The organism is Vibrio sp. nBUS_14 (assembly GCF_051201655.1).
Classification (GTDB): Bacteria; Pseudomonadota; Gammaproteobacteria; order Enterobacterales; family Vibrionaceae; genus Vibrio.
Map to the genome: position 1 here is coordinate 2,831,249 of NZ_CP179206.1, position 25,112 is coordinate 2,856,360.

General features: G+C 43.6%; 26 protein-coding genes. 11 read left to right on the plus strand and 15 right to left on the minus strand.

From position 1 onward, the window contains the following. Positions 1 to 325: 325 nt before the first annotated feature. Complete coding sequence (locus ACMAZD_RS13295; protein ID WP_435247576.1) at positions 326 to 505, plus strand: DDE-type integrase/transposase/recombinase; 180 nt, start codon at positions 326 to 328, stop codon at positions 503 to 505. Positions 506 to 783: 278 nt separating this feature from the next. Here ACMAZD_RS13295 and ACMAZD_RS13300 read toward each other — a convergent pair whose 3' ends face one another. Both ACMAZD_RS13300 and ACMAZD_RS13305 read right to left on the minus strand, forming a co-directional pair. Further along, positions 784 to 1,470 (minus strand): hypothetical protein, encoded by a 687-nt coding sequence (locus tag ACMAZD_RS13300; protein WP_435247577.1) that lies wholly within the window; start codon positions 1,468 to 1,470, stop codon positions 784 to 786. Between the two features lie 108 nt (positions 1,471 to 1,578). After that, positions 1,579 to 1,842, minus strand: a complete 264-nt coding sequence (locus ACMAZD_RS13305; RefSeq protein ID WP_435247578.1) for a hypothetical protein — start codon at positions 1,840 to 1,842, stop codon at positions 1,579 to 1,581. A gap of 117 nt (positions 1,843 to 1,959) precedes the next feature. Here ACMAZD_RS13305 and ACMAZD_RS13310 point away from each other — a divergent pair, with 117 nt between their 5' ends. Next, positions 1,960 to 3,063, plus strand: coding sequence for an ISAs1 family transposase (locus ACMAZD_RS13310; protein ID WP_435247579.1), 1,104 nt, complete (start codon positions 1,960 to 1,962; stop codon positions 3,061 to 3,063). On the opposite strand, the gene ACMAZD_RS13315 is transcribed toward ACMAZD_RS13310, so the two are convergent. The 6 genes from ACMAZD_RS13315 to ACMAZD_RS13340 all read right to left on the minus strand — a co-directional run bounded on the left by ACMAZD_RS13315 (position 3,055) and on the right by ACMAZD_RS13340 (position 8,272). Continuing rightward, positions 3,055 to 3,564 (minus strand): hypothetical protein, encoded by a 510-nt coding sequence (locus ACMAZD_RS13315; RefSeq protein ID WP_435247580.1) that lies wholly within the window; start codon positions 3,562 to 3,564, stop codon positions 3,055 to 3,057. The genes ACMAZD_RS13310 and ACMAZD_RS13315 overlap by 9 nt on opposite strands. A 100-nt stretch (positions 3,565 to 3,664) precedes the next feature. Continuing rightward, entirely contained in the window at positions 3,665 to 4,069 is a 405-nt protein-coding gene (locus ACMAZD_RS13320) for a hypothetical protein (RefSeq protein WP_435247581.1), read from the minus strand. 122 nt (positions 4,070 to 4,191) lie between these two features. After that, positions 4,192 to 4,857, minus strand: coding sequence for a hypothetical protein (locus tag ACMAZD_RS13325; protein WP_435247582.1), 666 nt, complete (start codon positions 4,855 to 4,857; stop codon positions 4,192 to 4,194). A gap of 201 nt (positions 4,858 to 5,058) precedes the next feature. Then, positions 5,059 to 6,351 (minus strand): group II intron reverse transcriptase/maturase, encoded by a 1,293-nt coding sequence (ltrA, locus tag ACMAZD_RS13330; RefSeq protein ID WP_435249317.1) that lies wholly within the window; start codon positions 6,349 to 6,351, stop codon positions 5,059 to 5,061. Positions 6,352 to 6,963: 612 nt separating this feature from the next. Next, positions 6,964 to 8,040 (minus strand): AI-2E family transporter, encoded by a 1,077-nt coding sequence (locus ACMAZD_RS13335; RefSeq protein WP_435247583.1) that lies wholly within the window; start codon positions 8,038 to 8,040, stop codon positions 6,964 to 6,966. After that, positions 8,033 to 8,272, minus strand: coding sequence for a sulfurtransferase TusA family protein (locus ACMAZD_RS13340; RefSeq protein WP_004738640.1), 240 nt, complete (start codon positions 8,270 to 8,272; stop codon positions 8,033 to 8,035). The genes ACMAZD_RS13335 and ACMAZD_RS13340 overlap by 8 nt, the downstream gene beginning before the upstream one ends. A 178-nt stretch (positions 8,273 to 8,450) precedes the next feature. Between ACMAZD_RS13340 and ACMAZD_RS13345 the strand changes: the two genes are divergently transcribed. The 4 genes from ACMAZD_RS13345 (at position 8,451) to ACMAZD_RS13360 (ending at position 11,398) form a co-directional block, all read left to right on the plus strand. Then, positions 8,451 to 9,905: a beta-barrel assembly-enhancing protease gene (locus ACMAZD_RS13345; RefSeq protein ID WP_435247584.1), complete on the plus strand. Its 1,455-nt coding sequence runs from the start codon at positions 8,451 to 8,453 to the stop codon at positions 9,903 to 9,905. Positions 9,906 to 10,013: 108 nt separating this feature from the next. Beyond that, positions 10,014 to 10,364, plus strand: a complete 351-nt coding sequence (arsC, locus tag ACMAZD_RS13350) for an arsenate reductase (glutaredoxin) (protein ID WP_435247585.1) — start codon at positions 10,014 to 10,016, stop codon at positions 10,362 to 10,364. 6 nt (positions 10,365 to 10,370) lie between these two features. Continuing rightward, positions 10,371 to 10,964 carry an NAD(P)H:quinone oxidoreductase gene (gene wrbA / locus ACMAZD_RS13355; protein WP_435247586.1) on the plus strand — a complete coding sequence of 198 codons (594 nt, stop codon included), beginning with the start codon at positions 10,371 to 10,373 and terminating at the stop codon, positions 10,962 to 10,964. Further along, the gene (locus tag ACMAZD_RS13360; RefSeq protein ID WP_435247587.1) at positions 10,961 to 11,398 is read left to right on the plus strand and encodes a DUF2069 domain-containing protein; all 438 of its coding nucleotides are present in this window, start codon (positions 10,961 to 10,963) and stop codon (positions 11,396 to 11,398) included. Before wrbA ends, ACMAZD_RS13360 begins: the two co-directional genes overlap by 4 nt. Before the next feature lie 147 nt (positions 11,399 to 11,545). Here the strand turns inward: ACMAZD_RS13360 and ACMAZD_RS13365 are convergent, their stop codons facing one another. Continuing rightward, on the minus strand, positions 11,546 to 12,793 hold the full coding sequence (locus ACMAZD_RS13365) for a DUF2066 domain-containing protein (RefSeq protein WP_435247588.1): 1,248 nt from the start codon (positions 12,791 to 12,793) through the stop codon (positions 11,546 to 11,548). Between the two features lie 278 nt (positions 12,794 to 13,071). On the opposite strand from ACMAZD_RS13365, the gene ACMAZD_RS13370 reads away from it, so the two are divergent. Then, positions 13,072 to 14,310: a uracil-xanthine permease family protein gene (locus ACMAZD_RS13370; protein ID WP_435247589.1), complete on the plus strand. Its 1,239-nt coding sequence runs from the start codon at positions 13,072 to 13,074 to the stop codon at positions 14,308 to 14,310. Between the two features lie 158 nt (positions 14,311 to 14,468). Here the strand turns inward: ACMAZD_RS13370 and upp are convergent, their stop codons facing one another. Next, positions 14,469 to 15,095 carry a uracil phosphoribosyltransferase gene (upp, locus tag ACMAZD_RS13375; RefSeq protein ID WP_017060716.1) on the minus strand — a complete coding sequence of 209 codons (627 nt, stop codon included), beginning with the start codon at positions 15,093 to 15,095 and terminating at the stop codon, positions 14,469 to 14,471. Positions 15,096 to 15,264: 169 nt separating this feature from the next. On the opposite strand from upp, the gene purM reads away from it, so the two are divergent. Next, a complete protein-coding gene (gene purM, locus ACMAZD_RS13380; RefSeq protein ID WP_435247590.1) occupies positions 15,265 to 16,305 on the plus strand; it encodes a phosphoribosylformylglycinamidine cyclo-ligase in 1,041 nt (346 codons plus the stop codon). Positions 16,306 to 16,451: 146 nt separating this feature from the next. Further along, positions 16,452 to 17,108, plus strand: a complete 657-nt coding sequence (gene purN, locus ACMAZD_RS13385; protein ID WP_435247591.1) for a phosphoribosylglycinamide formyltransferase — start codon at positions 16,452 to 16,454, stop codon at positions 17,106 to 17,108. Between the two features lie 109 nt (positions 17,109 to 17,217). On the opposite strand, the gene ACMAZD_RS13390 is transcribed toward purN, so the two are convergent. Continuing rightward, the gene (locus ACMAZD_RS13390) at positions 17,218 to 18,063 is read right to left on the minus strand and encodes a class II glutamine amidotransferase (protein ID WP_435247592.1); all 846 of its coding nucleotides are present in this window, start codon (positions 18,061 to 18,063) and stop codon (positions 17,218 to 17,220) included. Positions 18,064 to 18,128: 65 nt separating this feature from the next. Next, on the minus strand, positions 18,129 to 18,704 hold the full coding sequence (gene lpcA, locus ACMAZD_RS13395) for a D-sedoheptulose 7-phosphate isomerase (protein WP_435247593.1): 576 nt from the start codon (positions 18,702 to 18,704) through the stop codon (positions 18,129 to 18,131). 327 nt (positions 18,705 to 19,031) lie between these two features. Here lpcA and fadE point away from each other — a divergent pair, with 327 nt between their 5' ends. Continuing rightward, complete coding sequence (fadE, locus tag ACMAZD_RS13400; protein ID WP_435247594.1) at positions 19,032 to 21,497, plus strand: acyl-CoA dehydrogenase FadE; 2,466 nt, start codon at positions 19,032 to 19,034, stop codon at positions 21,495 to 21,497. Between the two features lie 212 nt (positions 21,498 to 21,709). Here the strand turns inward: fadE and ACMAZD_RS13405 are convergent, their stop codons facing one another. Both ACMAZD_RS13405 and dnaQ read right to left on the minus strand, forming a co-directional pair. Beyond that, the gene (locus tag ACMAZD_RS13405; RefSeq protein ID WP_435247595.1) at positions 21,710 to 22,957 is read right to left on the minus strand and encodes a TIGR03503 family protein; all 1,248 of its coding nucleotides are present in this window, start codon (positions 22,955 to 22,957) and stop codon (positions 21,710 to 21,712) included. Between the two features lie 9 nt (positions 22,958 to 22,966). Beyond that, on the minus strand, positions 22,967 to 23,755 hold the full coding sequence (dnaQ, locus tag ACMAZD_RS13410; protein WP_435247596.1) for a DNA polymerase III subunit epsilon: 789 nt from the start codon (positions 23,753 to 23,755) through the stop codon (positions 22,967 to 22,969). Between the two features lie 56 nt (positions 23,756 to 23,811). Here dnaQ and rnhA point away from each other — a divergent pair, with 56 nt between their 5' ends. Beyond that, positions 23,812 to 24,276 carry a ribonuclease HI gene (gene rnhA / locus ACMAZD_RS13415; RefSeq protein ID WP_435247597.1) on the plus strand — a complete coding sequence of 155 codons (465 nt, stop codon included), beginning with the start codon at positions 23,812 to 23,814 and terminating at the stop codon, positions 24,274 to 24,276. A 42-nt stretch (positions 24,277 to 24,318) separates the two neighbouring features. Here rnhA and ACMAZD_RS13420 read toward each other — a convergent pair whose 3' ends face one another. Then, entirely contained in the window at positions 24,319 to 25,101 is a 783-nt protein-coding gene (locus ACMAZD_RS13420; RefSeq protein ID WP_435249377.1) for a class I SAM-dependent methyltransferase, read from the minus strand. Positions 25,102 to 25,112 lie beyond the last annotated feature (11 nt).

Here is a 25,112-nt window from a genome sequence, read left to right on the forward strand (position 1 = left end):
TTAATGCAAAGTGGCTGCACATGCGGTGGCATATTGAACCATTATGAAGATATGTAAACCCATTCAGAACTCAAATAACAAAAACCAAGTTTAATCCAATGGGTTTGTTGCAAAAACCTCGCTCCCCGCCCAGCTTTCGCTATGATTCATCCTTGAGTTAGCTTTATGGGAAACTCAGAATTCCAATTCCGTTACCTCTAGCAAGCTATCGGGAAAACTCTGGATTTTGCTTCCCTGATTAACCCAATAACCAACCGGCTTATGGAACGTCATTGCCAGTCTCAAGCGTAAAGGCCGTTTATGGCAAGATATAGAATACCGGTAAATGAAATATCTTAACAATGGTATTGAGTCTAACCATTCCCCTACTAAAAACCTCATAGAAACCACAGGCGGCTTCAACATGCGAGAGCAGGCTTGGTCAACGATTCAAGATTTTGTAGGAATACGGGTGTTGAATAAAAGCCAGATTGATCGTTGGTTACGTGTGATGAGCCGTAACTAAAAGAACAGGAGAGATCCACCTTCGTTAACGAACTCTTCTATATTTTTGGTATTTATGCTTGATATGAGGAGCTCAAATAGGCACCTCAAAAATATTTTAGTTTTTGCAACAAACCCAGCAGTATAACAGTATGAAGTGCACCAGTAGTTTCAACCTTAATGGTTGGCTTATATCCTGTAACTGAAAACATCACACCTAATACCAAAATTAAGCCATCCAACTATTTACAGAGCGAAGATAAGGTATTCTCACGTTCTTATTTTTATATCATCAAAATATCAATCAACATCATCCAGAATTTTTGTTGAGTAACCTTGATACTTTTCATAACTGTCCATATCCTCTTTATTACCTTTACTAGCTAGGTACTCGAGCAGCTTTCCAGCTTCAATAAAATCGTCCTTTGCGCCATATTTAAGCATAATAAAAGCTAAAGCTCTTGTTGATGATTCCTCCCCCATTAAGTGAGATTTGTAAAAACTCTGCTTTGCAAGGATATATAGTTCATTTTTTTTATTATTTTTATCATTTGAGTTTAATATATACAAATAAATCTTACCTAGAAGCCCATACGCAGCTGCACTATACTTCCCTTCTGGAACCTTTTTAAGTAAAGCCACCGCTTTATTAACATCCCTATCAACATGAAACCCTAAATAATATATAGAAGCTTCTAGGATCAAAGCATTAAAATTCCTTTTATATGTCATTTCACTTAGATTCAATAGAATTTCATTGTAATCATAAAGCTTATGAAGCTTTTCATAATTATTTAAATAAACAACAATGGCACCTAGTCGATCTTTATCACTTTTAGATTCAATATTTTCCGTAAAACAGTGATGTATATCCTTATAATTATTGCATAATCTCACCTCTGTCTCATTCTCCATAGCAAAAAGCTCCTTTGAAAAAGAACTCGTTGAGTATATAAAAAAAAGAAAAAAAACTGCCATTAATTTCATTCACTATCCTTTATCACATCACATCACATCACATCACATCACATCACATCACATCACATCACATCACATCACATCACATCACATCACATCACATGTTAAACTTGATATTTATTTATAATAAAATTTATTTCTAATAGCATTGTTAATTTTAGCACCAATATCACTAATATTGTCTATGACACTCTTCATGCTTGCCTCAACATTACCCTTAATGGTTGTATTACCAACACTACCTGCGGCTTCCATTCCAACAACCCCTGTTGTGTCAGTATATACCCCTCCCTTCACAGAGCCTACAGGAGTATTTAATTTGGGACCGAGACTCAATTTACCGACAGTTTTCTGCGTATTCAAATCGTGAGAAACAGACACCTCAACAGAAGGGCGGGATCGAACTTTAGTTATTGAAAATAAATAACTTTATTTTCAATTGGAACTTTTCCTGATAGTCACGATCAGATCATGAAATAAAAAATATGAGAAACTCGCATGATTATCATTGAACAGCTAAAAAAAGTGAAAGATACCCGTTCGCACATCAACCAAGTCTACCCTGTTATAGAAGTCGCTTTTGTTGTCATAACAGCCATGCTTTGTGGTCAAAACAAGTGGACGGATATCAAGGATTTTGGTGAAGGAAATATCGACTGGTTACGTGAGTATTTCCCCTACGAAAATGGCCTTCCTACTCGTCATAATATTGCAGCAATTATGAGGACTATTGTTCCTGAAACACTCTTAGAAGCTATGGTGGGCTGGGTTAATTTGCATAGAGAGAGGCATGCTCAACCTATCATCAGTGTTGACGGGAAGGTACTAAAAGGTGCTAAAGCAAACAAACAAGATAACCCCCTTTATATGGTCTCGGCATTCGATGTTGATGAAGGTTTGACCCTCACACATCAACCCTGTAAAGGCAAAGGGACGGAGCTAACAGCGATAAGAAACCTGTTAGATACTTTAGATATAAAAGGATGTCTATTAACGGCTGATGCCCTGCATTGTCAGGTTGAAACTCTGAATAAAGTGGTTGATAAAGGTGGCGATTTCTTAGTGCAAGTCAAACTGAATCAGCCCAGTTTGCTTGCAGAAGTGGATGCACAATTCCAAGACTATTGGTCTTTGCCTGAAGATAAACAAGAGTCATACATCACCGAAGATAAAGGGCATGGCAGAAAAGAGGTTCGTGAGGTTTACGTTCTCCCAGCAGCCTTCAGTGAAGCACTCAGAGAAAAGTGGTCTGTCGTTAAAAGTGTTGTTGCAGTGGTGAGAGATAGAAGTGTCAAAGGGAAAGGAAGTTATGAAACATCGTATTATATTTGCACAGATCACTTGTCGTTAGAGTTAGCCTCACAAGCGACCAGAAAACACTGGCACATCGAGAACCAGCAGCACTGGGCGTTGGACGTTATTTTCAAAGAAGATGAACAATGTATTTATGCTGGAGATTCAGCACTAAATATGGCTTGTTGCAGACGTTTTGTTCAGAACTTGTTTAGAAAATCCGAAGGGAACTTGTCAGTACCCAGGAAGATGAATAAAGCGGTATGGGACAAAGATTACAGAGCTTCGGTTTTGTTTACATCAAATTAACAAAGTACATTCGTGCCCTTCCTCAACAGGACCTAAGTCAATGACTCCACCAACTGTTGCCGATTCCCCATCAGTCTCAACACCAAATGGACCTTTAGAGTAATCAACCGAATACTTTGCGTCCAAAACATCATCCATAGGGGTGTTGTTAAAGATATCATTCAATGCTTGAGTACTAAGAAGGGATACATAACTCTCATTCAGTACATTCAGATCATCAATATTTGAAAGCATCACTTCATTAACACTTCCAGCCTCTTGAGGTAACTCATCCAATAATCCTGCTGCTGACCCCGAAGAGCTTCCATCTGTGCTGTTATTACCAGCTTCATTAGATTCATTAGATTCATCAGGCTCATTAGGCTTTAGGTTAGCGCGACTTTCTGTACGTCGGCCTCTATTATTGTTTGACGAGTTGTTACAACCATTATCTGAAACATCTGTGCCTGTTGAACTACTGCTACCAGAACTTACGCTGCATTCTCCTCCTGCGAACTGCAATTGTTCTTGGAATATTTCCCAGGTTCATCACTGGAAAAATTCACACACCTTTCATTAAATAAATTTAATACTATATTTAGGTGGTAAACTAAAACCAAGATTAGCCTTCTAAAAACAAAACATTGTTCTCTAACCAAGAAACATCAGAAGTTACCCCTGCCAGTATCCATACTGCAGAATTTAGACAGAATAAAATGGCACCGTGTTCAAATGCATTCAATGACTCACCATGTAAATAACTCGGTTTGAGAGGGTAATGAGCGACGTAAGAACATTCAGAACCTAATGAAATTTGCTTATAACTCTGCACCCAACTTGTAAGAGCGGCTTTACTCTCACTTTGAATCGTTTGGCTATTATCACTTATGTAGCAATCTTCATTTTTATTTATACAAGATTCATTATTTTCTGGATCATTCTTAATTTTATTTATTGCATGACGAATATCCTGTGCTTTCATCTCATGCTTATTTTTAAAAATAACTGGCTTAATATAGTTTCCCACATCAATATCGCGCAGGTAATCGATATGAGGCCTCGCATTCACCGGGTATATTGACACATCTGATTTTACGGAATTGAAAAATAGAGAACTTATAACATCATGAGTTGAAACCCATTCATCTTCTAATATTTCATTTGTATCTTTTTTATTTTTTCTATTATCTCTAGATTCAATTTTTTAACAAATTTATGTTTTTTATTTTCCTTCATTGTTTTCAATGAAAAGTGATTTTTGTCAAAACACAATCGAGTGAAATTTAATTTACGTTTAAAATTAAAAGGAATGATATCCTCATCGAAACTTAACGAATTTAAAAGATTATAATAACTCGTTCCATCAGAAATGATATGATTCATCGAAAATATTATTGCAAATTCTTTTTTATCTTTATCTTCTATTAGACAGAACTTTATCAGTTGAGCATCGGTATCTATGCAGTCTTCTGTAGGAAGAACATAAAGCTTGTCCATTAACTCTCTATCTTCTCCAAGAGAGATCATTTCAACAAGATTATCGATACTCTTATCAGCCTTTAATAAGTCATTGATATCATAAAATTCAAACCATGGTGAAATATCATTAATGACATTTTCATATTGACAAAAAAGTTCGTTATCTCCTTGAGTTTTTAGCGTTGAGGTAATCCAAGGGTTAACTTTGAGAATACTTTTAAACCGACGTGTTAGCTCATTAACAGGAGCTCTTCCTCTGAACCTTGAAATGGTTGAGATGATCCCATCATAACGAGCACTGTTACTTTCTGAGTCTAAAAGTGGAATGGTTTTCATATGCTTTTTCTCTTTGGTTTCGATTATCGATATATTAATAAAAGCGAAAAAAAAACCTGACCGATATTGCTGTTTTCTTCCACAGAAGAAAACAATTGAACCCAATGAGATATCGTCGACAAGGCATTGCTTTTACAATAATGGGGTAACCTGAAATAATGTAAGAATCGAGTAGGAGGAGGCCTCGCAGCCTCCGTCCTCTCACACCACCGTACAAGCGTGGGTCGCATACGGCGGTTCCGAATATACTTTCAGTGACTCGTACCCATCTCTTAATGAGTACAGCCCCAACCCCTCGAACCATTTTATTGGCATGGCGTGATTAACCTGTGGCGTTAAAGCTAGATGCCACCAACCCTTATCTGACATCGCTAGCTTCCACGCATTACGCTCCGTTACACCTTGTCGCTGTAACCATGTCGCTATGCTGTGTCTGCGTTTGCGCTGCTTTAGTCGGTAGCACCTTAGTCTACGCCGTATCCATTCATCTAAGCGCTGCATTGCACTTTTACGAACAGTAAGCTTGAAGTAGTGTTGCCATCCTCTTAGATATTGAGTTAACTCCGTGATTATCACCTGTAACTCTCGTCCTCGATTTCGCTTCGTTATCTGACGTACTCGCTTCTTCATTTGAGCTTGTGCCGTCTTCGATATCCCGATTGTTCCGTCTATCTGGAAGCGATGGCTTAGGTAAGTTCGCTTTGTCACTCTCGTTGCTGCACTTTTCTTACGGTTTACCGTCAGCTTTAGTTTCTGCTCCAAGAACTCCGTTATCGACTCTTTGACTCGATGAGCGGCTTCCTCACTACGCACGTAGATTTGGCAGTCATCTGCATATCGACAGAACTTATGCCCTCTACGCTCTAACTCTTTATCCAGTTCATCTAATACAATATTTGATAGTAGCGGAGATAATGGCCCACCCTGGGGTGTGCCTCGTTGTCTCTGCTCAACTAGTCCATGTCGCATTATGCCTACCTGTAGGTATGACCTAATTAGCTTTAACACGCGTTTATCAGCAATATCTTGTGACAGCCTGTGCATTAGCCTATCGTGATTCACTGTATCGAAGTATTTTGCTAGGTCTATATCTACTACATAACCTCGACCCTCTCGGATGTAGCGACTGGCGGCCGCCAATGCATGGTGCGCACTGCGGTTGGGTCTAAACCCGTAACTATTGTCGGAGAACTTCGGCTCATAGATACATGACAGCACTGATGTGATTGCCTGTTGGACTACCCTATCAAGGACTGTTGGGATACCTAATTGCCTTACGCCACCACTAGCTTTGGGGATTTCTACACCAAGAACAGATTGAGGTTGATAGCTTCCATCCAGAAGAATCTGGCGAAGCTCTTGCCCGTTTGATGCCTGTCGAAGTCTTGAGATAGTGGCGTTGATGTCGAGCTTGTCGACTCCTGCACACCCTTTGTTCTTCTTCACGCGTCTAAGAGCTTGATTCAAATTGGTTGAAGAGCAAATTTGCTCCATCAACGAAGTTGAGGTCACCAAGACTCGCCCTCCTGTCTATGCCGACCATGCTTGTCATTCTTCGTATCCATGAGCTTTACTTGCGGTATTGCCCTTTGGGACGTAGAGATGAGTTTCATCTTGCTATGACTCCACATGATTGAGTGTCTAGTGACTGCTTCTTGATATATTCAGTTCAGGCCTTCCTTTGAGTTGTACATTCTCAAAGTACTATGCCTTCTGCTGACTTCTTATTGTCCATCACACAACATCACTGCTGTATTAGTCTCTATTGAGACAAACAATAAGATCTCCCGAGGTAAGGCGTTGTTCTTTCCCTTGGCTGTGCCTGATTTACCACTACACACTTCCCGTCGAGGCATTGGACTATTCTATCTATGGCTAGGTTGCCCAAGTTGTAATGGCCTACTATCAGATTTCTGTTCGTCACAACCAAGTTTTGCCATTTGCTTCCTTCAGATTTCACCTCACGGTGAACACCCTTGCATAGGCTAACGGTTCTCGCTCGACTGAGCCCGTAGAGGACTTTCACCTCCTAGATCAACGCCATGCTCGGCGCACCAACAAAAAGGCGACTATCATCGATAGTCGCCTTTTTTGTCACTCATTCCGTTACGGATGATGCACCGGGTCATCGTCTAATGCATGACTCGGTAAGGCATTCCAAACAGCCTTCACTAGGGTTGCCAGTGGAATCGCGAAAAACACGCCCCAGAACCCCCACAATCCACCAAACACTAAGACCGCAACAATAATCGCTACAGGATGTAAATTCACCGCCTCAGAGAACAGAACAGGTACTAGCACGTTGCCATCTAGCGCTTGGATGATGCCGTACGAAAGTAGCAGCCAGTAGAATTGAGGCTCTAGTCCCCATTGGAACAAACCGACAATCGCTACAGGTACCGTTACCGCTGCCGCACCGATATAGGGAATCAATACCGAGAAACCGACAGCAACCGCGAGCAACACAGAGTAACGAAGATCTAAAATCGCAAAGGTGACGTAGCTGACGCTACCCACGATTAAAATCTCTAGCACCTTACCTCGGATGTAATTCGAGATTTGTTCATTCATCTCTTCCCATACTTTAGTCGCCAAACGACGGTTTCGAGGAAGCATGCCACTTGCCATCGTGATCATTTCTTCTTTATCTTTAAGCAAGAAGAAAATAAGTAGCGGTACTAAGATGAGATAAACACCTAGCGTAGCTAAACTAACCAAAGAAGCAAGCGAGCCTTTAACCACACTCTCTCCCATACCTAGCGCTTTGTTCTTCGCGTTAGACATCAAAGACTCAACGATCTGTAAATGGGCCAGTTCTGGGTAACGCTCTGGAATCGTTGCAATGAACTTCTGCAAACTTCCGTACATACTAGGGATATCATTGATCAGGTTACTCACTTGCTCCCAAATGGTTGGCACTAATCCGAATATCGCCAAAAGCATTAAGCTAAAGAACATCAAGATCACCAACATCACCGAGGGCGTTCTTGGAATACCAAGTCGCTGAAGTTGAGTCACTGGCCACTCGAGCAAATAAGCCAACACAATCGCCACCAACAGCGGTGCGATCAGGTGACCAAAGAAGTAGATAGTAATAAAGCCGAATAGAATGATGGCAACCAAACTGACAGCGTGTGGATCAGAGAAACGTCGTTTATACCAACGACTGACCATTTCAAGCATCTGACTGCGATTCCTTTTTAGTGACGAGGAGATGGTGATAATTAGAGCAAACCTCTGTCATGACAACATAAGCTTGCTTAGACAAAAAAGTAACAATATCTTTCATCGAACTGTTATCTGATACATAAATTGACAAAGATTGCCCTACTTCTAACTTTACACTATGACGCTTGGCTAATAATAACGCCATTGGGCAGCGCTCTTGGCGTAAATCTAGAATATTAGGTGTCATTCTTGGGCTCGATGCTTATTATAAGGGGCATATTGTAATCTGTTTTTGAAAACGTGCCATCATTGATTCATCTTCCTTTAGGATAGCGCACGCACTTAACAAAGGTTAAATCAGATAAAGAACCAATTTGCATTGCCCTTGTCTTACTGTCAGAAGAAACGGAGTAATACTGACTAATATGTTTAAACGCGCTCGTTCAATTGCTTGCTTATGCATCGCAGCCACATTAAGCACCCCAACGTTGGCTAACACCAACAGCTTGGATTTACCGGACATCGGCACGGCGGCTGGCGGCACGCTCACTATCGATCAAGAACTCATCTATGGTGATGCCTACATGCGCATCATCAGAAGCAGCCAGCCTGTTATCAACGATCCAGTTCTAAACCTTTATATCGACACACTAGGTCATCGCCTTGTCGCGAATGCCAATGACGTAAAGACACCTTTTCAGTTCTTTATGATCCGTGACCGCAACATCAACGCTTTCGCTTTCTTTGGCGGTTATGTTGCGCTGCACTCAGGTCTGTTCTTGCATGCACAGTCGGAAAGTGAACTTGCATCTGTGTTAGCGCACGAAATCGCACACGTTACTCAGCGTCACTTAGCGCGTAGTATGGAAGATCAAGCGCGTCGCTCTCCTGCGACTATTGCTGCGCTTGCCGGCTCCATATTACTCGCGATTGCCGCACCCGAAGCGGGTATTGCGGCCTTAACCGCAACGACCGCGGGTAACATGCAGAGTCAAATCAACTACACTCGTAGTAATGAGAAAGAAGCCGATCGCTTCGGTATCAACACACTCGCAAAGGCTGGATTTGACGTGAACGCAATGCCACGCTTCTTCGGCCGTTTGGCTGATGAATACCGTTATGCCAGCACACCACCACCGATGCTGTTGACTCACCCATTACCAGAAGACCGTATTACGGACTCTCGTGCTCGCGCTCGCAGCTATCCACCGCTGAAGCTTGCCCCATCCCTAGATTACCACTTGGCAAGATCCCGAATCGTAGCTCGCTATGCCGGTATCAATAGTGAGGCTTCACTGGACTGGTTCTCACGCCAGTTGAAAAAAGCACCAACAGAGGTCATCCCTTCGTTAGAGTATGGACAAGCATTGGTTTACCTCGACTCTAAAAAATTAGATAAAGCTGAACCTATACTGACCAAGCTGATTACCAGTGATCCGACTAACCTATTCTATTTGGATGCGATTTCCGACCTTCACATTGAACAGGAAAAACCTGAGCTTGCCATTAAGGAATTAAAGTCTGCTTTGGTCCGTCAGCCAAACAACCCAGTTCTTACAATCAACTACGCAAACGCCTTGATTGAAAAAAAAGACTTTGCAGAGGCCGTCCGCGTATTACAACGTTATACACATGACAATCCGAATGACGCCAATGGCTGGTATCTGCTTTCAAAAGCGAACACTCGCCTTGGGAACAGTGATGAAGACCTTGCCGCTCGCGCTGAAATTTTGGCATTGCAAGCCAACTGGAATAAAGCGATTCAGTACTACACGCAAGCAAGTCAAATCGCAGAACTCGGCAGTTTGAAGCAAGCCCGCTACGATGCTCGAATTGATCAATTGATGATTCAGCGCGAGCGCTTCTTAGCACTGCAATAAGTCGTTCACTAAGCGGTGAGCGACCCGAAAAGCTCACCGTATATAATGAAGAGACCAAGAATAGGCCTCTCCTGAAAATTTAATAAAAAATAATAATGAGGAAGAACCATGTCTGTCGTGATTTATCATAACCCACGCTGCTCAAAGAGCCGTCAAACGCTTGAACTACTTGAAAAAAACGGTGTACAACCTGAAGTGATTAAGTACCTAGACACGCCTTTAACTGTTGATCAGCTAAAAGTCCTATTCACTCAGCTTGGTTTTAGCAGCGTTCGCGAAATGATGCGCACCAAAGAGGCAGACTACAAAGAAGCGAATCTTGGTGATTCTTCTGTATCTAATGAAGACCTATTTTCAGCAATGGCTGCTAATCCAAAACTGTTTGAACGCCCAGTGGTTGTTGCGAATAACAAAGCAAAGATTGGTCGTCCACCTGAGCAAGTAATAGAGATTCTGTAAGCGACTATGAGCATCAACATTCTTGTTCTCTACTACAGTCGTCACGGTAACACACAAGCTCTCGCAAGACAGATTGCACGAGGGGTTGAATCTATCCCGAACTGCGAAGCCATGCTGAGAACGGTGAACGACGTGTATACGGTAGAAGAGCAGCCTGATTCGCGTTATCAACCGACAGATCCTATTGCGACTTTACAAGATCTCCGTTCTTGCGATGGTTTAGCACTAGGCAGTCCGGTTTGGTTCGGCAACATGGCAGGGCCGATGAAGCACTTTTGGGATAGCACTACTTCATTGTGGATCAATGGCGATCTTATCGATAAGCCAGCTTGTGTCTTTACTTCTTCTTCATCACTGCATGGTGGTCAAGAGACGACACAACAAAGCATGATGTTACCTCTTCTTCACCATGGCATGTTAGTGGTAGGCATCCCCTACTCAGAGCCTGCATTGCATACCACTCAAACCGGTGGCACACCTTACGGTGCCAGCAGTACTGGAGAGAGCGCTTCATTAAGCAAAGAAGAAATTGAGTTGGCGCAAAACCTAGGCAAACGGTTAGCGCGCATCGCTATCAACCAGAAGGGAATCTCTCAATGATGTATATGCCAGAAACGGCTATGTCTCCCAAAACCAAGCTCTTCCGCTACCTAGCGTTAGCAAGTAACTTGCTGCTTTTATTTTGGGTAGTGGCTTGGCAGATGACGCTTTCGCCGCACCCGCATCTAAGCAATGTCACACTTGCGATTGCTTGGGCTGTTCCGCTGTTACTACCATTACCGGGCATTCTAGCAGGTAAGCCTTATACGCACGCTTGGGCGAATTTCGTCTTAATGCTCTACTTCCTACACGCGTTAACTATTATGTATGTAGACGGTGGAGAGCGTTTGTTAGCGGCTGTAGAGCTAATCCTGACTAGCCTAGGCTTCGCAGGCAATATCTTATTTACCCGTTTTAGAGCTAAAGAGTTAGGTATTAAGCTTAAGCGCCTTTCTGAAGTAGAAAAGAAAGAGAAAGCAAAGTTTGAGCAATAAGATTAGCTTCAACCCATCCGATCAGCTAGTTAGCCCAAGCAACTAGCGAACAAAAAAAAGCCCTGCGCGATTTCTCTAGCAGGGCTTTCTTTTTATTTCTCTTTGTCTACTTTAATTTTCGTATTGACGATGAATGTCAGCAATTGCCTAACTGCGGTTCCACTCATACACCAAACTTGGTTTCGCATGCGGAGTAGCTTCTTCCAGCACCTCGCTACTCGTCACTTCTAGGTTAGCATCTGAACCAACTAGCGAATAATCACCAACAACTTCATTACCTTTGATCACTTGAGCGTCAGTTGCTGTTGCTTCAGTATCAACGGCAGCTGTTGAATCATCGCCTACAGACATGGAGTTGCCTTGCGTTTCAAATTCAGGGCTCACTTCAGGTTCAATGTAAGACTCTTCAACCTTGGCGACTTGGCGAATACTTTCAACTTCTTGCTCAAACTCTTGTTGAGTCGACAATAAGTGAATTCGGAAGGTCACTTCATTGTTCTGAATCTTAAGGATATCGAGGCTTCCCACTGAGTTTAAACGCTTAAGAGCGCTCTCCAGTTGGAAGAAGTCTTGCGCGTTATTCAGGCTAATAAATTGCGTTAAAATTGATTCCGAAGATTCACTCGCAACCGTTACCGCACTCTTACTCGCGTAGTAGTTACTGATTTGGTCGACAAGCTTCTTGGAAGTCGTCGCGCTGTTACCCGATACTGAACCGCTGACTGGCGATTTTGGTGCGCTCGTCAGTTGGTTTGGTTTTTGATCATACAGAGCCCAGCGTAATCCAGAAGATTGAGCCTTAATCACCAACACAGCATCAACCGGGTAACGCTGACTCGCTTTGCTGATTGGCGAGACAAAGCTGCCCCATAGATCAGAGGTCGCGATACCCGTAATATCGTCAAAGTCACCGACTGGCAACGTCAGGGGTAAGCCGCGCTCTTTTGCGTTAGCTTGTAAACCCGCAGCCAATTGTGAATTGGAGTGTTCCCACACAATATTCTTGTCGTAATTCTGTTCTTCCACCAGCCAAACAAGGATGTTTGAACGCGTGTCAGGCCAGTACGGCAACTGTGCTTGCGTCAATAGAGAACGGATTTGAGCGCCGTTAAAACGCATACGCAATGTTGATTGGTCATTGCTTTCGCCAAAACTCATTTGAGACATATACTGCGAGCTTTTACGCATCGCCTTTTGAATCGTCTCATTCGAAGCGACATCGGTTTGGCCAGTCGCACGTATTAATACCTGCTCCATACCTGTATTTCTAGCCACTTGTTCTGGCTGTTTGTTTTCAGCGTTAATCGCAACTTCAGCGCTAAAAATATCTACTTGAGTTAAGGCATAACTCGGAGAGGCTAATAGTCCTATCAACAACAATGCTATGTAGCGCATACTGATCCTAATAATCAAATCTTGTGCCTAGATGATAAGCAACTATGGATTGAGGGGCAAGGTCGATAGCGCCCACTGTGTTTAATAACCTTAAAATATCACCTGGCCATGATAAATCGCTCACTTATAAACTGAGTTTTTCGGGCAACGATGGATATAAAACATCACGAAGATAAATAAATTTGATCTATTTGGTGTGGCAATCGATTGCTAAGTGATAGAATCCCGCGAATTTTATTTTTCGCTTTTCATATAACGACCATTTTTAAGGACATAACATGAAAAATGCTCTGCAAGGTGCACAAATGCTGTTTGTAGCGTTTGGTGCGCTTGTACTGGTGCCGCTACTAACAGGACTTGATCCCAACGTTGCACTCTTTGGCGCAGGTATCGGTACCCTTTTATTCCAACTTATTACACGCCGTACAGTACCAATCTTCTTAGCATCTTCTTTTGCATTCATCGCCCCTATCATGTTTGGTATTCAAACTTGGGGTGTAGGTGCAACCATGGGCGGCCTAATGGCAGCCGGTTTTGTGTACGTCCTAATGGGGGCGTTGATCAAAGTGAGAGGCGTAGCATTCATCCATAAGCTGCTTCCACCCGTCGTGGTTGGCCCAGTGATCATGGTAATCGGTTTAGGTCTTGCTCCTGTTGCGGTAAACATGGCGCTAGGTAAAACAGGCGATGGTGCTGTTCAGCTTATCGATGCAGACGCAGCATTGTGGATTTCATCTATTTCATTACTAGTGACGATTGTCATCAGTGTGTTCTCGAAAGGCTTCCTTAAGCTACTACCAATCTTTGGTGGCATTGTCGCGGGTTACATCACAAGCTTGATTTACGGTGTCGTTGATTTCACGCCAGTTGCTCAAGCTGCTTGGTTAGCTCTACCTAACTTCACAGCGCCAGAATTCAACATCAACGCTATCTTCTTTATGGTGTTCGTTGCGATTGCACCGGCCGTTGAACACGTTGGCGACATGCTTGCTATCTCTAACGTAACCGGCAAAGACTACCTTAAGAAGCCAGGTCTACACCGCACGATCACAGGTGACGGTGTGGCGACGATCGCAGCTTCTATGCTGGGCGCGCCACCAAATACAACCTACAGCGAAGTAACCGGTGCGGTAATGCTGACGAAAGCATTTAACCCAGTGATCATGACTTGGGCAGCAGTAACAGCGATTGTCCTAGCATTGGTTGGTAAGTTAGGTGCTCTACTTCAAACGATTCCAGTTCCTGTAATGGGCGGCATCATGATTCTACTGTTTGGTTCAATCGCAACAGTAGGCCTGAACACCCTAATTCAGAACAAAGTTGACCTACACAAATCACGTAACCTTGTTATTGTCGGTATTACTTTAGTATTCGGTATTGGTGGTATGGCATTTGGCATCGGTGACTTTAGCCTTCAAGGCGTAAGCTTATGCGGTATCGTAGCGATTCTACTGAACCTGGTCCTTCCAGAAGAGCTAGGCGACAACACCGTTGTAGATAAAGCGCAAATAGACTAACTAGGTCGACAAACTGATAGAGGCTTGCGGTCCTCAATAAAGAGCATCACAAGCTCGAAAGATCAAAAAGGGAGAGCATCGAATGCTCTCCCTTTTTATTAATACTTCTAATTCAGCAAGTTAAGAAACGTTTTAGAGTAACTTACGCTAAAACCGAATTACTTAGTACCGAAGATCTTATCACCAGCATCGCCAAGACCAGGAACAATGTAGCCCTTGTCGTTTAGCTTCTCATCGATTGCAGCCGTGTAAAGCTCAACGTCTGGGTGCGCTTTTTCTAGAGCTGCGATACCTTCAGGAGCCGCTACAAGCACAAGAATCTTAAAGTGCTTACAACCTTTCTCTTTCATCAGGTCGATCGTGGCGATCATAGAACCACCTGTCGCAAGCATTGGATCTACCACTAAAGCAATACGCTCGTCGATGTTAGATGCAAGCTTGTTGAAGTATGGTACTGGCTCAAGTGTTTCTTCGTCACGGTAGATACCAACAACGCTGATACGTGCACTTGGGATATGCTCAAGAACGCCGTCCATCATGCCTAAACCAGCACGTAGGATTGGCACTACAGTTACTTTTTTACCTTTAATTTGGTCAACCTCAACTGGACCGTTCCAACCATTAATAGTTACACGCTCAGTTTCAAAGTCTGATGTCGCTTCGTATGTTAGAAGGCTACCCACTTCTGTTGCTAGCTCACGAAAACGCTTAGTGCTAATCTCACCTTCACGCATCAGGCCAATTTTATGTTTTACTAGCGGGTGTTTCACTTCAACAACTTTCATTTCCAACTCCGGCAATATTTAAACAAACCTGTAGATTATACACGAAATCTAAGGTTATTTCAGAATCTTTATTCTAATAAAAAAAACCGCGCAAACGTTTGCTCTTGGTAATCAAGCCCTGTTAGAATAGCGCCGTTTTCACATCCAACTTAAGTTCGAGGACTATCCCGTGAGTGGTAATACTTCTTCTCTAAGCTACAAAGACGCTGGTGTTGATATCGACGCAGGTAATGCACTAGTAGACCGTATTAAAGGTGCCGTTAAACGCACTCGTCGCCCTGAAGTCATGGGCGGTATTGGTGGCTTTGGCGCCCTATGTGAACTTCCAACGAAATACAAAGAGCCAGTGCTTGTTTCAGGTACTGATGGTGTTGGTACTAAACTTCGCCTTGCTTTGGATATGAAAAAACACGACACCATTGGTATCGACCTAGTGGCAATGTGTGTGAACGATCTAATCGTTCAAGGTGGTGAACCGCTATTCTTCCTAGACTACTACGCAACAGGTAAACTAGATGTAGATACAGCAGCAGACGTTGTTTCAGGTATTGCTGAAGGTTGTGTTCAAGCAGGTTGTGCACTAATCGGTGGTGAAACGGCTGAAATGCCAGGCATGTACGAAGGCGACGACTACGACGTTGCTGGCTTCTGTGTTGGTGTTGTAGAAAAAGCTGACATCATTGATGGCACTAAAGTAGCAGCAGGCGACGCACTTATCGCGGTTGGCTCAAGTGGTCCACACTCAAACGGTTACTCTTTGATTCGTAAAGTTCTAGAAGTTTCTGGTGCTGATAAGAATGAAGAACTAGAAGGTCGCACTATCGGTGAGCACCTACTAGAACCGACTAAGATTTACATCAAATCGGCACTTAAGATGATTGCAGAGCATGACATTCATGCTATTTCGCACATCACAGGTGGTGGTTTCTGGGAAAACATCCCACGCGTACTTCCTGAAGGCACTAAAGCAGTGATTGATGACAAGAGCTGGGAATGGCCTGCTATTTTCAGCTGGCTACAAGAGAAAGGAAACGTGGAGACATTTGAAATGTACCGCACTTTCAACTGTGGCGTAGGCCTAATTGTTGCTCTACCTAAAGATCAAGCAGACGCTGCTGTTGAACTACTGAAATCTGAAGGCGAAATCGCTTGGGTTATCGGTGAGATCGCAAACGCTGAAGCTGGCGAAGAGCAAGTTGAAATTAAGTAAGTGATACGTTTACTTAGTTAATAAATGAGGACCTATTGGTCCTCATTTTGCTATTTAGCCCGCAGAAAACCTTAATTTATGTAGGTTAATTGTAAATACTTTAATTAATCAATTGCATTATCCAGTCTATGAAGAACAGCCATTCTATGAATAACAGTCACTCTAAGAAAAACATCGTCGTTTTAGTCTCAGGAAGCGGCAGCAACTTGCAAGCCATTTTGGATGCCTGTGATAACCACACGATTGACGCCTCTGTTAAGGCCGTTTTCTCAAATAAAGCGGATGCTTTTGGTCTAGAGCGAGCTAAATCAGCGGGTGTTGACGCCCACTCGGTGAATCCAAAAGAATTTAACTCGCGTGAAGAGTTTGATCATGAATTGATGGTTCAGATCGATGCTTACCAACCCGACCTGATTGTACTCGCTGGCTACATGCGTATTCTGAGCTCAGAGTTTGTTCGTCACTACGCGGGTAAAATGATCAATATCCACCCTTCTCTATTACCCAAGTATCCTGGGCTGTACACCCACCAACGTGCTATTGATGCTCAGGACAAAGAGCATGGCACCAGCGTCCACTTTGTTACCGAAGAGCTCGACGGTGGCCCTGTAATCTTACAAGCTAAGGTGCCTGTATTTGAACAGGATGATGCCGACATGCTAGCAAGCCGAGTACTCACCCAAGAACACTGCATTTACCCTATGGTCTGCAAGTGGTTCGCGGAAGATCGTTTATCAATGGCAAACGGACAAGCTATCTTAGACGGTAAGACATTAGGCAAACACGGTTACGCAGAAGAGTAATTCGTCAGAAACTAAACCAAATCAGAAAAAGGCCGCTTACTGATTCATTAGTTCAGTAAGCGGCCTTTCGTTTATAAGGTTAAAAATAATACTATTCGGAATACTTAGCTTAGCTCAAAGGCTCAGTTGGCGCTTGGCTTGCAACTTTTTTAGGTGCGTAAGCAACATCTTCCAACGCCTTATGGTTATTGCCAATCAGCTCACCAAAATGAAACAGGGCGTATTCGCCTGGCTTCATTCGAAACCACTCTTCATTGCATGTAAGAGGCTGCGTTGCGACGACCGTAACCACATCATTTGGCGTAGTCTCTTCTTGGAAGTTTATCTCAACATCTTCATCAATCAGGCTCGCATTACCAAAAGGCGCACGTCTTGTTATCCAGTATAAGTGATTCGTACAGTAGGTCATGACGTACTCACCATCACTGAGTAGCATGTTAAAGACACCTTTCTCACGTAGCTGGTCACAACACTCCGCAACAAAGCGAAACATACCTTCCATGTCTTGTGGTGGTTCAGGAAAACGCTCTTCTAATTGTTTCACTAACCAACAGAAAGAAAGCTCACTGTCCGTCTCACCGACAGGTCTGAAACGACCACTCACTAGATCATCGTAATCCGTTAACTGGCCATTATGAGCGAAGGTCCAGTATCGTCCCCAAAGCTCACGAGTAAATGGGTGAGTGTTTTCTAGATTAACGCCACCACGATTGGCTTGACGGATATGACTGACAACAGCTTGGCTTTTAATGGGGTAGTTTTGAACTAAATCAGCAATCTTTGATTCACAGCTAGGGTTAGGATCTTTGAACGTTCGAAAGCCCTTCCCTTCATAAAAGGTAATACCCCAACCATCACGATGTGGACCGGTATTACCTCCACGCTGCATCAGGCCGGTGAAACTAAAACAAATATCAGTTGGCACATTCGCGCTCATACCGAGCAATTCACACATGGTTTAATCTACTCCCTTTTAAAACCAATGGAGCCTAAGCTGGGCTCCAAATGTCTGTAAAACTATTATTCCATTTCTTTTTCGACAAGCTGAATCACAATGTGAATGATCTTAATGTGAATCTCTTGGATGCGGTCAGCGTAACCAAAATGCGGAACTCGGATTTCGATATCAGCACAACCTGCCATTTTACCGCCATCTTTACCGGTTAGCACGATGGTTTTCATGCCTTTAGCTTGAGCGGCTTCAATCGCTTTCAAAATGTTGGCAGAGTTACCGGAAGTCGACAAACCAAACAACACGTCGCCTCTACGCCCCACGGCTTCTACATAACGAGAAAAGACATGGTCGTAACCGAAATCGTTACTTACACAAGATAAGTGGCTAGGATCTGAAATCGCAATACCAGCATAGCCTGGGCGATTTTCACGGTAACGGCCAGTTAGCTCTTCCGCAAAGTGCATCGCATCACAGTGTGAACCACCGTTACCACAAGAAAGCACTTTACCTTCTTGTTTAAATGAGTCAGCAATCAATTTTGCCGCAGCTTCGATCTGAGCGATATTGTGGTCATCACTCAAAAACTTGTTAAGAACGTCAGCAGCTTCGTTCAATTCACTTTTGATTAGGTCTTGGTACATAAGGCTTATCTCTTATATTTTTTTACGCAACTTAAAGTACGTGAAATGAGAACTGAGGGTTTTCCCCTCTTTATTACTGAGTTTACCCACAAACATGAAATAGTGTCGATACTTAAGCCAAAAGATTGCTACCAAAATTAATATCTCACTGCAGAACCGTCCAATTATTCACCACCAACCTCTCACAATTAGAATTTTACCCCTATTAATATCACTTTTTACCCAATTTAGAGTTTTACAAATATTTAATGTTTTGTTTACACTTAACTGGTTAGACCTCTTACCTAAAATCATAACGATAAGTGATCTCTGAAAAGGAAATCGATCATGAACATATTGCTCTCCCTACTTGCCATGACAACTATCTTTGGTGTCTGCCTTTACCATAGAGTTAGTCTGGTACGTGCTTTAATCGTATTAACCGGTTCAATGGTTGTACTGACATTGTTTGGCGGCGTAGCTGTCACTGGCTGGCTTTGTTACCTCTTGGCCGTTGCAATGCTTGCTGTACCTGCAATTCGTCAAACTATCATCAGTCAAAAAGCGCTTTCTTTGTTTAAGAAAGTACTCCCAGAAATGTCTCAGACAGAAAAAGAAGCATTGGAAGCGGGTACTGTATGGTGGGAAGCTGAGCTGTTCAAAGGCAAACCAGAATGGAAGAAACTTCAGGAAATTGCAGACCCTAAATTATCTGAAGCTGAACAAGCCTTTTTAGACGGGCCTGTAAATCAGGTTTGTGAAATGGTGAACGATTACCAGGTGACACATGAGTTAGCGGATTTACCACCAGAAGTATGGCAATTCCTAAAAGACCACAAGTTCTTTGCCATGATCATCAAGAAGAAATACGGCGGTTTAGAATTCTCAGCTTACGCTCAGTCTTTGGTTCTACAGAAGCTAACGGGTGTTTCGAGCGTATTATCATCGACAGTTGGCGTACCTAATTCACTAGGCCCTGGCGAGCTATTGCAACACTACGGCACAGAAGATCAAAGAAACCATTACCTGCCGCGCTTAGCTGAAGGTAAAGAGATCCCTTGTTTCGCACTAACCAGCCCAGAAGCAGGCTCAGACGCTGGCTCTATCCCAGATTACGGTGTGGTATGTAAGGGTGAATGGGAAGGTGAAGAAGTATTAGGCATGCGCCTCACTTGGAACAAGCGCTACATCACCCTAGCTCCTGTCGCGACGGTATTAGGCTTGGCCTTTAAACTGCGTGACCCAGATGGCCTGCTTGGTGATCAAAAAGATCTTGGTATCACCTGTGCGCTTATCCCAACTGATTTAAAAGGTGTTGAGATTGGTAATCGCCATTTCCCACTCAATGTTCCATTCCAAAATGGTCCAACTCAGGGCGACGACCTCTTCGTACCGATCGATTTCATCATTGGTGGTCAGAAAATGGCAGGCCAAGGCTGGCGCATGCTGGTTGAGTGTCTGTCGGTTGGTCGTGGTATCACGCTGCCTTCAAACTCAACAGGAGGTATCAAGTCTGCAGCACTGGCAACTGGTGCTTATGCTCGTATTCGCCGTCAATTCAAACAACCAATCGGTCGTATGGAAGGGGTTGAAGAACCACTAGCACGCCTAGCGGGTAATGCTTACGTGATGGACGCTGCGAGTAACTTGACCGTTGCAGGTATCGACCTTGGCGAAAAGCCTTCGGTTATCTCTGCTATCGTTAAATACCACTGTACTCACCGTGGTCAACGCAGCATCATCGATGCGATGGATATCGTCGGTGGTAAAGGCATTTGTTTAGGTCCATCAAACTTCTTAGCGCGTGGCTACCAAGGTTCGCCAATCGCGATTACCGTTGAAGGTGCAAACATTCTGACTCGTTCAATGATCATCTACGGTCAAGGCGCGATTCGTTGTCACCCTTATGTTCTAAGCGAAATGGAAGCAGCTTATTCTGAAAGCAGTGATGCATTGGATAAGTTTGATTCTGCGTTAGCTGGGCACGTTAGCTTTACGCTCAGTAACCTCGTTCGCAGTTTGTGGTTTGGTTTAACCGATGGCCGCGGTTCTGATACGCCAACACCAGCTAATAAAACCGACAAACAAACACAACGCTACTACCAACAATTGAACCGCTACAGCGCTAACCTAGCGCTACTGTCTGATATTTCAATGGCAGTACTAGGTGGTTCTTTGAAACGTAGAGAGCGTCTATCAGCAAGACTGGGCGACATCCTGAGTCAACTTTACTTAGGATCTGCAACACTTAAGCGTTTTGAAAGTGAAGGCAGCCACGCTGAGGATCTACCGCTAGTACATTGGGGTATGCAAGATAGCTTACGCCAAACTGAAGTCGCGATTGATGAGTTCCTAGCAAACTTCCCTAACCCGGTAATTGGACGTCTACTTCGTGTTGTACTGATGCCATTTGGCCGCATTCGCCGTGCACCTAATGACAAACTTGACAGCCAAGTAGCGCACATCCTGCAAACACCAAGCGAAACACGTTCACGCATTGGCCGCGGTCAATACTTAGAAGCAACGGAATACAACCCTGTTGGTAAGATCGAGAAAGCACTAGAAGTGATTCTACAAGCCGAGCCTCTATTCGATAAAGTGTGTAAGGAAACGCATCAAAAGCGCGCTTTCTTAAGGCTCGATCTTGTTGCTCAATTAGGACTTGAGAAAGGTATTCTAAATGAACAAGAAGCCGCGTTGCTTGTTAGCGCAGAAGAACATCGACTGTACACGATTAACGTTGACGACTTCGCACCAGAGGAACTCGCTGCAAAGTCACAATACCCTGGTCAATCGATTGATAACGTGGCCTAGCCACAGCATCAGTTGTAATGGTATGTAATTAAGCAACTCAGTTACACGAGATAGACCAAAAGTAAAACGGGACTCATAGAGTCCCGTTTTTTATATCACAATCAAGTAGTCGTAATGTTACATCCATGAGCAGCTTATATCGATAAGCGACTTACATGAAGAGCTAAAGCTAAAGCGAACGCTGAATGACCTCATCAGCGACGACTCCTATTTTATTTAGGCGCTCTTAGCTGCATCTCAGGCTGAGCTTGTTTCTTTGCCGTCACTTTACGAATCACAAACCAGATCAACAAACCCAATAGAATCGCGACAACATTACCGATGGCAATAATGATCATACTGCGTTGTCTATCATCTTCTCGTTTCTGAAGAATCATCAACTCTGTCGCAATACGTTTTTGCTCGGCTAGCGCTTCTTCTTGAAGGCGTCTTGACTCCGCTAAATCGATATCTTCAACAACGCTGTATGATTGCTCTGTAATTGGAAAGATCAGCGGACGTTGACTTGAAGCGTCGGTGGCGTAAACCATTCCAGACCAACTATAAATCCCCAAATCACCATTGTAGGGCACCTCTAAAGGCACTTTCATCGCATCGACTTCAGCTTGGCCTTGCTTATACGTTACATACTCATCAGGGGCTTTATGCTCAACATGAACGGCTAATGAGCTTGGGGCTATCATGCCCGGCTCTCCTGATACGACAATAGTATGAGGCAGCCCTTCTTTACGAGACTGAATAAACGTCGTGGTGAGCGGTGTTGGGTAGACCAAGACCTCTTGTTCTTGTGCTCGAAGGAACACACCGTTACCAGAAGTAATACGCGCTCGGTATTTACCCGGCTCAATATCAATCGGCAACGAAACAGTAAAAACGCCATCTCCGGCTTGTTCATCCCGACCACTGCCATCGTCGGAAAATTCGCCCATCACAACTGGAACGGGACGTGCCTCTCTCACTAAAGACTCTTCATTTTCAACGAACTTAGTAAAAGTAACCTTAAGCTTTACGCGATCTAAAAAATCACGCAGCACAAGAGGCTTACCGTCAGAGGTCAAACGAGCCGTAAATTTAATGTGTTCGGTTTGGTACAGTTTGTCAGGGAAGTCATTGGCATCTAAAACAAGGTGAGACAATAGCTTGATATTGTTCTTAGATGAGACCTTACCAACCGCTTGCCAAGGGCCTGGCATCGGATTGTCGATAGAAATGATGTCCATTGACGACTCTTCGTACCAACGGACATTATCGGCATTGCGCCAAGCGTAGTATTTCTTGCCGTCAGGGCGAACCAAAACGACAGGTTTAGAGTTATCGGCTCGATAAATCACAAAGGTGACTTGTTCAATACTGGGATCAACGCGAAAACGGTTGTCCAATAAACTCATTACGGATTCTGTTGCCGCATGCAAGCTAAAGCTTAACAGCAATAAGTAACCGGTAGCCAATACCCTTAACATACTTTCTCCCTACTGACGCCAGAGGCAGCTTCCGCCTTTCTCGACGAGGTCTAAACGACTTTGATGCGCTTCTACTTCATCGGCCGTAGCTCGTAAAACCTTTAGAGATTTTCTACTACTTTCTGCTCTTCGGATACTTTCTGCACCGCCATCTTGTTGGCCAGCGTTAAATTGCAGCGAAGTTTGTCCACCTGTCATCAATAAGTAGACGTCAGCTAGAATTTCCGCATCGAGTAAAGCGCCGTGGAGAGTACGGTGTGAGTTATCAATACCATAACGGTCACATAAGATATCTAGGTTGTTTCTTTTACCTGGAAATATCTTTTTCGCCATAGCCAAGGTATCGGTAACTTTACAGTAGTCATCCGTTTTACCAATCGCAGGGTTAAGCTTCTCAAACTCATAGTCCATAAATCCCGTATCGAAGGGCGCATTGTGAGCCACCAGCTCAGCACCTTTGATAAAGTCGAGAAACTCTTTGTGTATATCTTGATACTCAGGCTTATCTACCAAGAACTCATCAGTAATACCGTGAACGCCAATCGCCTCTTCTTGAATGGCACGATCGGGCTTAATGTAGACGTGGAAATGACGTCCGGTCAATCTACGGTTGATGATTTCGACGGCACCGATCTCTACGATCCGATGGCCCATGTAGTGAGGGCCACCTTCCGTATTCATACCGGTTGTTTCGGTATCAAGTACAATGATGCGCTTGTTTTCTGCGTTCGCCCCATTTTCTGATTTGGAGTTCGCTGCTGCGTCAACGCTTTGTTCTGGAGTGCTACTGGTATTCATAAGGATATCTGTGTCAGACTATGCCGATAATGTGCTTGAGGTAATAGTATCAAATCATGACGAAACAAGTTGAAATTTTCACTGATGGTTCTTGTTTAGGCAATCCAGGTCCTGGTGGCTATGGTATCGTACTTCGCTATAAAAAAGTCGAAAAGACACTAGCAGAAGGCTTCACACTGACGACCAACAATCGAATGGAAATGCTCGCCGCAGTCATTGCGCTTCAAGCACTCAAAGAACCCTGCTCTGTGATTCTAACAACAGATAGTCAATACGTACGTCAAGGCATCACCCAGTGGATCCATAACTGGAAAAAACGTGACTGGAAAACAGCCGATAAGAAGCCAGTTAAAAACGCCGATCTTTGGCAAAGGCTAGATAAAGAGACCGCGCGTCATAGCGTTGATTGGCGTTGGGTAAAAGGACACACAGGACACAGAGAGAACGAAATGTGTGATGACCTAGCGAGAACCGCTGCTGAGAACCCAACTCAAGAAGATACGGGCTACCAACCAAGCTAATTGATAATTCCTTAATCTAATTAATAGATGAAAAGCCAACTTCTAGTCGGCTTTTTCTGTTTTTAACGGATATGAAGCCTTGTTCGAATGCTGCGTGCGACGACTATTGGTTCTAAAGCTTGCTCCAACCGGAGAAAAGCGTCGCTTAAGATGCCAATGAGGCTTGATCGGTTTGAGCGGGTAAGTACGCTTACGAGCAACTATAAAGTATTGGCTGCCAGCAAAAGAAGCACAACCACCTAAAGCGTTCTCCAACCACGTCCACATCGCTTGATATTTACTCATCGGAAACAACGCGTAGGTATCGCAGTGAATCACTTCATAGTTCAATACACCTAACCAGTCTTTAATTCGGTTTGGCGAATACATGCGTCCACTCCAAGGCAAGCTGTTCTTACGCCAAGGTAATAAACTCGCAAGTCCGGTAATACTGAACGGATTGAAGCCAGTAATGATGATATAACCATCGTCCATCATCACTCGATCGACCTCTCTCAATAATCGGTGAGGGTCGTTGCTATAATCTAATTGATGACTGAGCACCACAACATCAAAGCTCTTCTCTAAAAAGGGTAAATTATAGCCATCCGCTATCACATTATGTAATGGGTTCTGGATATCTAGGTTTACTTGATGTTGAATGTTGCATGTGCAGCTAGAAATCTCACTACTGAGGCCGCCGAGCTTGAGCATATGGTAACCAAATAGCTTTGGGCACCACTCATCGAGTCGAGTTTGAATAGATTCTCTCAACCAGTCCCCATTGTGCAACTGTGCCCAAGTGTAAGGACACTCAAACTTTTTCCTGCTACGCGCTGGCTTTATCAATAATCTGT

Excerpts from the sequence above, each read along its gene's own strand:
- ACMAZD_RS13300 (WP_435247577.1), bottom strand. The coding sequence starts at position 1,470 with ATGAAATTAATGGCAGTTTTTTTTCTTTTTTTTATATACTCAACGAGT.
- ACMAZD_RS13405 (WP_435247595.1), bottom strand. The coding sequence starts at position 22,957 with ATGTTAAGGGTATTGGCTACCGGTTACTTATTGCTGTTAAGCTTTAGC.
- ltrA (WP_435249317.1), bottom strand. The coding sequence starts at position 6,351 with ATGGAGCAAATTTGCTCTTCAACCAATTTGAATCAAGCTCTTAGACGC.
- ACMAZD_RS13310 (WP_435247579.1), top strand. The coding sequence starts at position 1,960 with ATGATTATCATTGAACAGCTAAAAAAAGTGAAAGATACCCGTTCGCAC.
- upp (WP_017060716.1), bottom strand. The coding sequence starts at position 15,095 with ATGAAAGTTGTTGAAGTGAAACACCCGCTAGTAAAACATAAAATTGGC.
- lpcA (WP_435247593.1), bottom strand. The coding sequence starts at position 18,704 with ATGTACCAAGACCTAATCAAAAGTGAATTGAACGAAGCTGCTGACGTT.
- fadE (WP_435247594.1), top strand. The coding sequence starts at position 19,032 with ATGAACATATTGCTCTCCCTACTTGCCATGACAACTATCTTTGGTGTC.
- ACMAZD_RS13370 (WP_435247589.1), top strand. The coding sequence starts at position 13,072 with ATGAAAAATGCTCTGCAAGGTGCACAAATGCTGTTTGTAGCGTTTGGT.
- ACMAZD_RS13365 (WP_435247588.1), bottom strand. The coding sequence starts at position 12,793 with ATGCGCTACATAGCATTGTTGTTGATAGGACTATTAGCCTCTCCGAGT.
- wrbA (WP_435247586.1), top strand. The coding sequence starts at position 10,371 with ATGAGCATCAACATTCTTGTTCTCTACTACAGTCGTCACGGTAACACA.
- ACMAZD_RS13360 (WP_435247587.1), top strand. The coding sequence starts at position 10,961 with ATGATGTATATGCCAGAAACGGCTATGTCTCCCAAAACCAAGCTCTTC.
- dnaQ (WP_435247596.1), bottom strand. The coding sequence starts at position 23,755 with ATGAATACCAGTAGCACTCCAGAACAAAGCGTTGACGCAGCAGCGAAC.
- ACMAZD_RS13340 (WP_004738640.1), bottom strand. The coding sequence starts at position 8,272 with ATGACACCTAATATTCTAGATTTACGCCAAGAGCGCTGCCCAATGGCG.
- rnhA (WP_435247597.1), top strand. The coding sequence starts at position 23,812 with ATGACGAAACAAGTTGAAATTTTCACTGATGGTTCTTGTTTAGGCAAT.
- ACMAZD_RS13325 (WP_435247582.1), bottom strand. The coding sequence starts at position 4,857 with ATGAAAACCATTCCACTTTTAGACTCAGAAAGTAACAGTGCTCGTTAT.
- arsC (WP_435247585.1), top strand. The coding sequence starts at position 10,014 with ATGTCTGTCGTGATTTATCATAACCCACGCTGCTCAAAGAGCCGTCAA.
- ACMAZD_RS13295 (WP_435247576.1), top strand. The coding sequence starts at position 326 with ATGAAATATCTTAACAATGGTATTGAGTCTAACCATTCCCCTACTAAA.
- ACMAZD_RS13345 (WP_435247584.1), top strand. The coding sequence starts at position 8,451 with ATGTTTAAACGCGCTCGTTCAATTGCTTGCTTATGCATCGCAGCCACA.
- purN (WP_435247591.1), top strand. The coding sequence starts at position 16,452 with ATGAATAACAGTCACTCTAAGAAAAACATCGTCGTTTTAGTCTCAGGA.
- ACMAZD_RS13390 (WP_435247592.1), bottom strand. The coding sequence starts at position 18,063 with ATGTGTGAATTGCTCGGTATGAGCGCGAATGTGCCAACTGATATTTGT.
- ACMAZD_RS13335 (WP_435247583.1), bottom strand. The coding sequence starts at position 8,040 with ATGCTTGAAATGGTCAGTCGTTGGTATAAACGACGTTTCTCTGATCCA.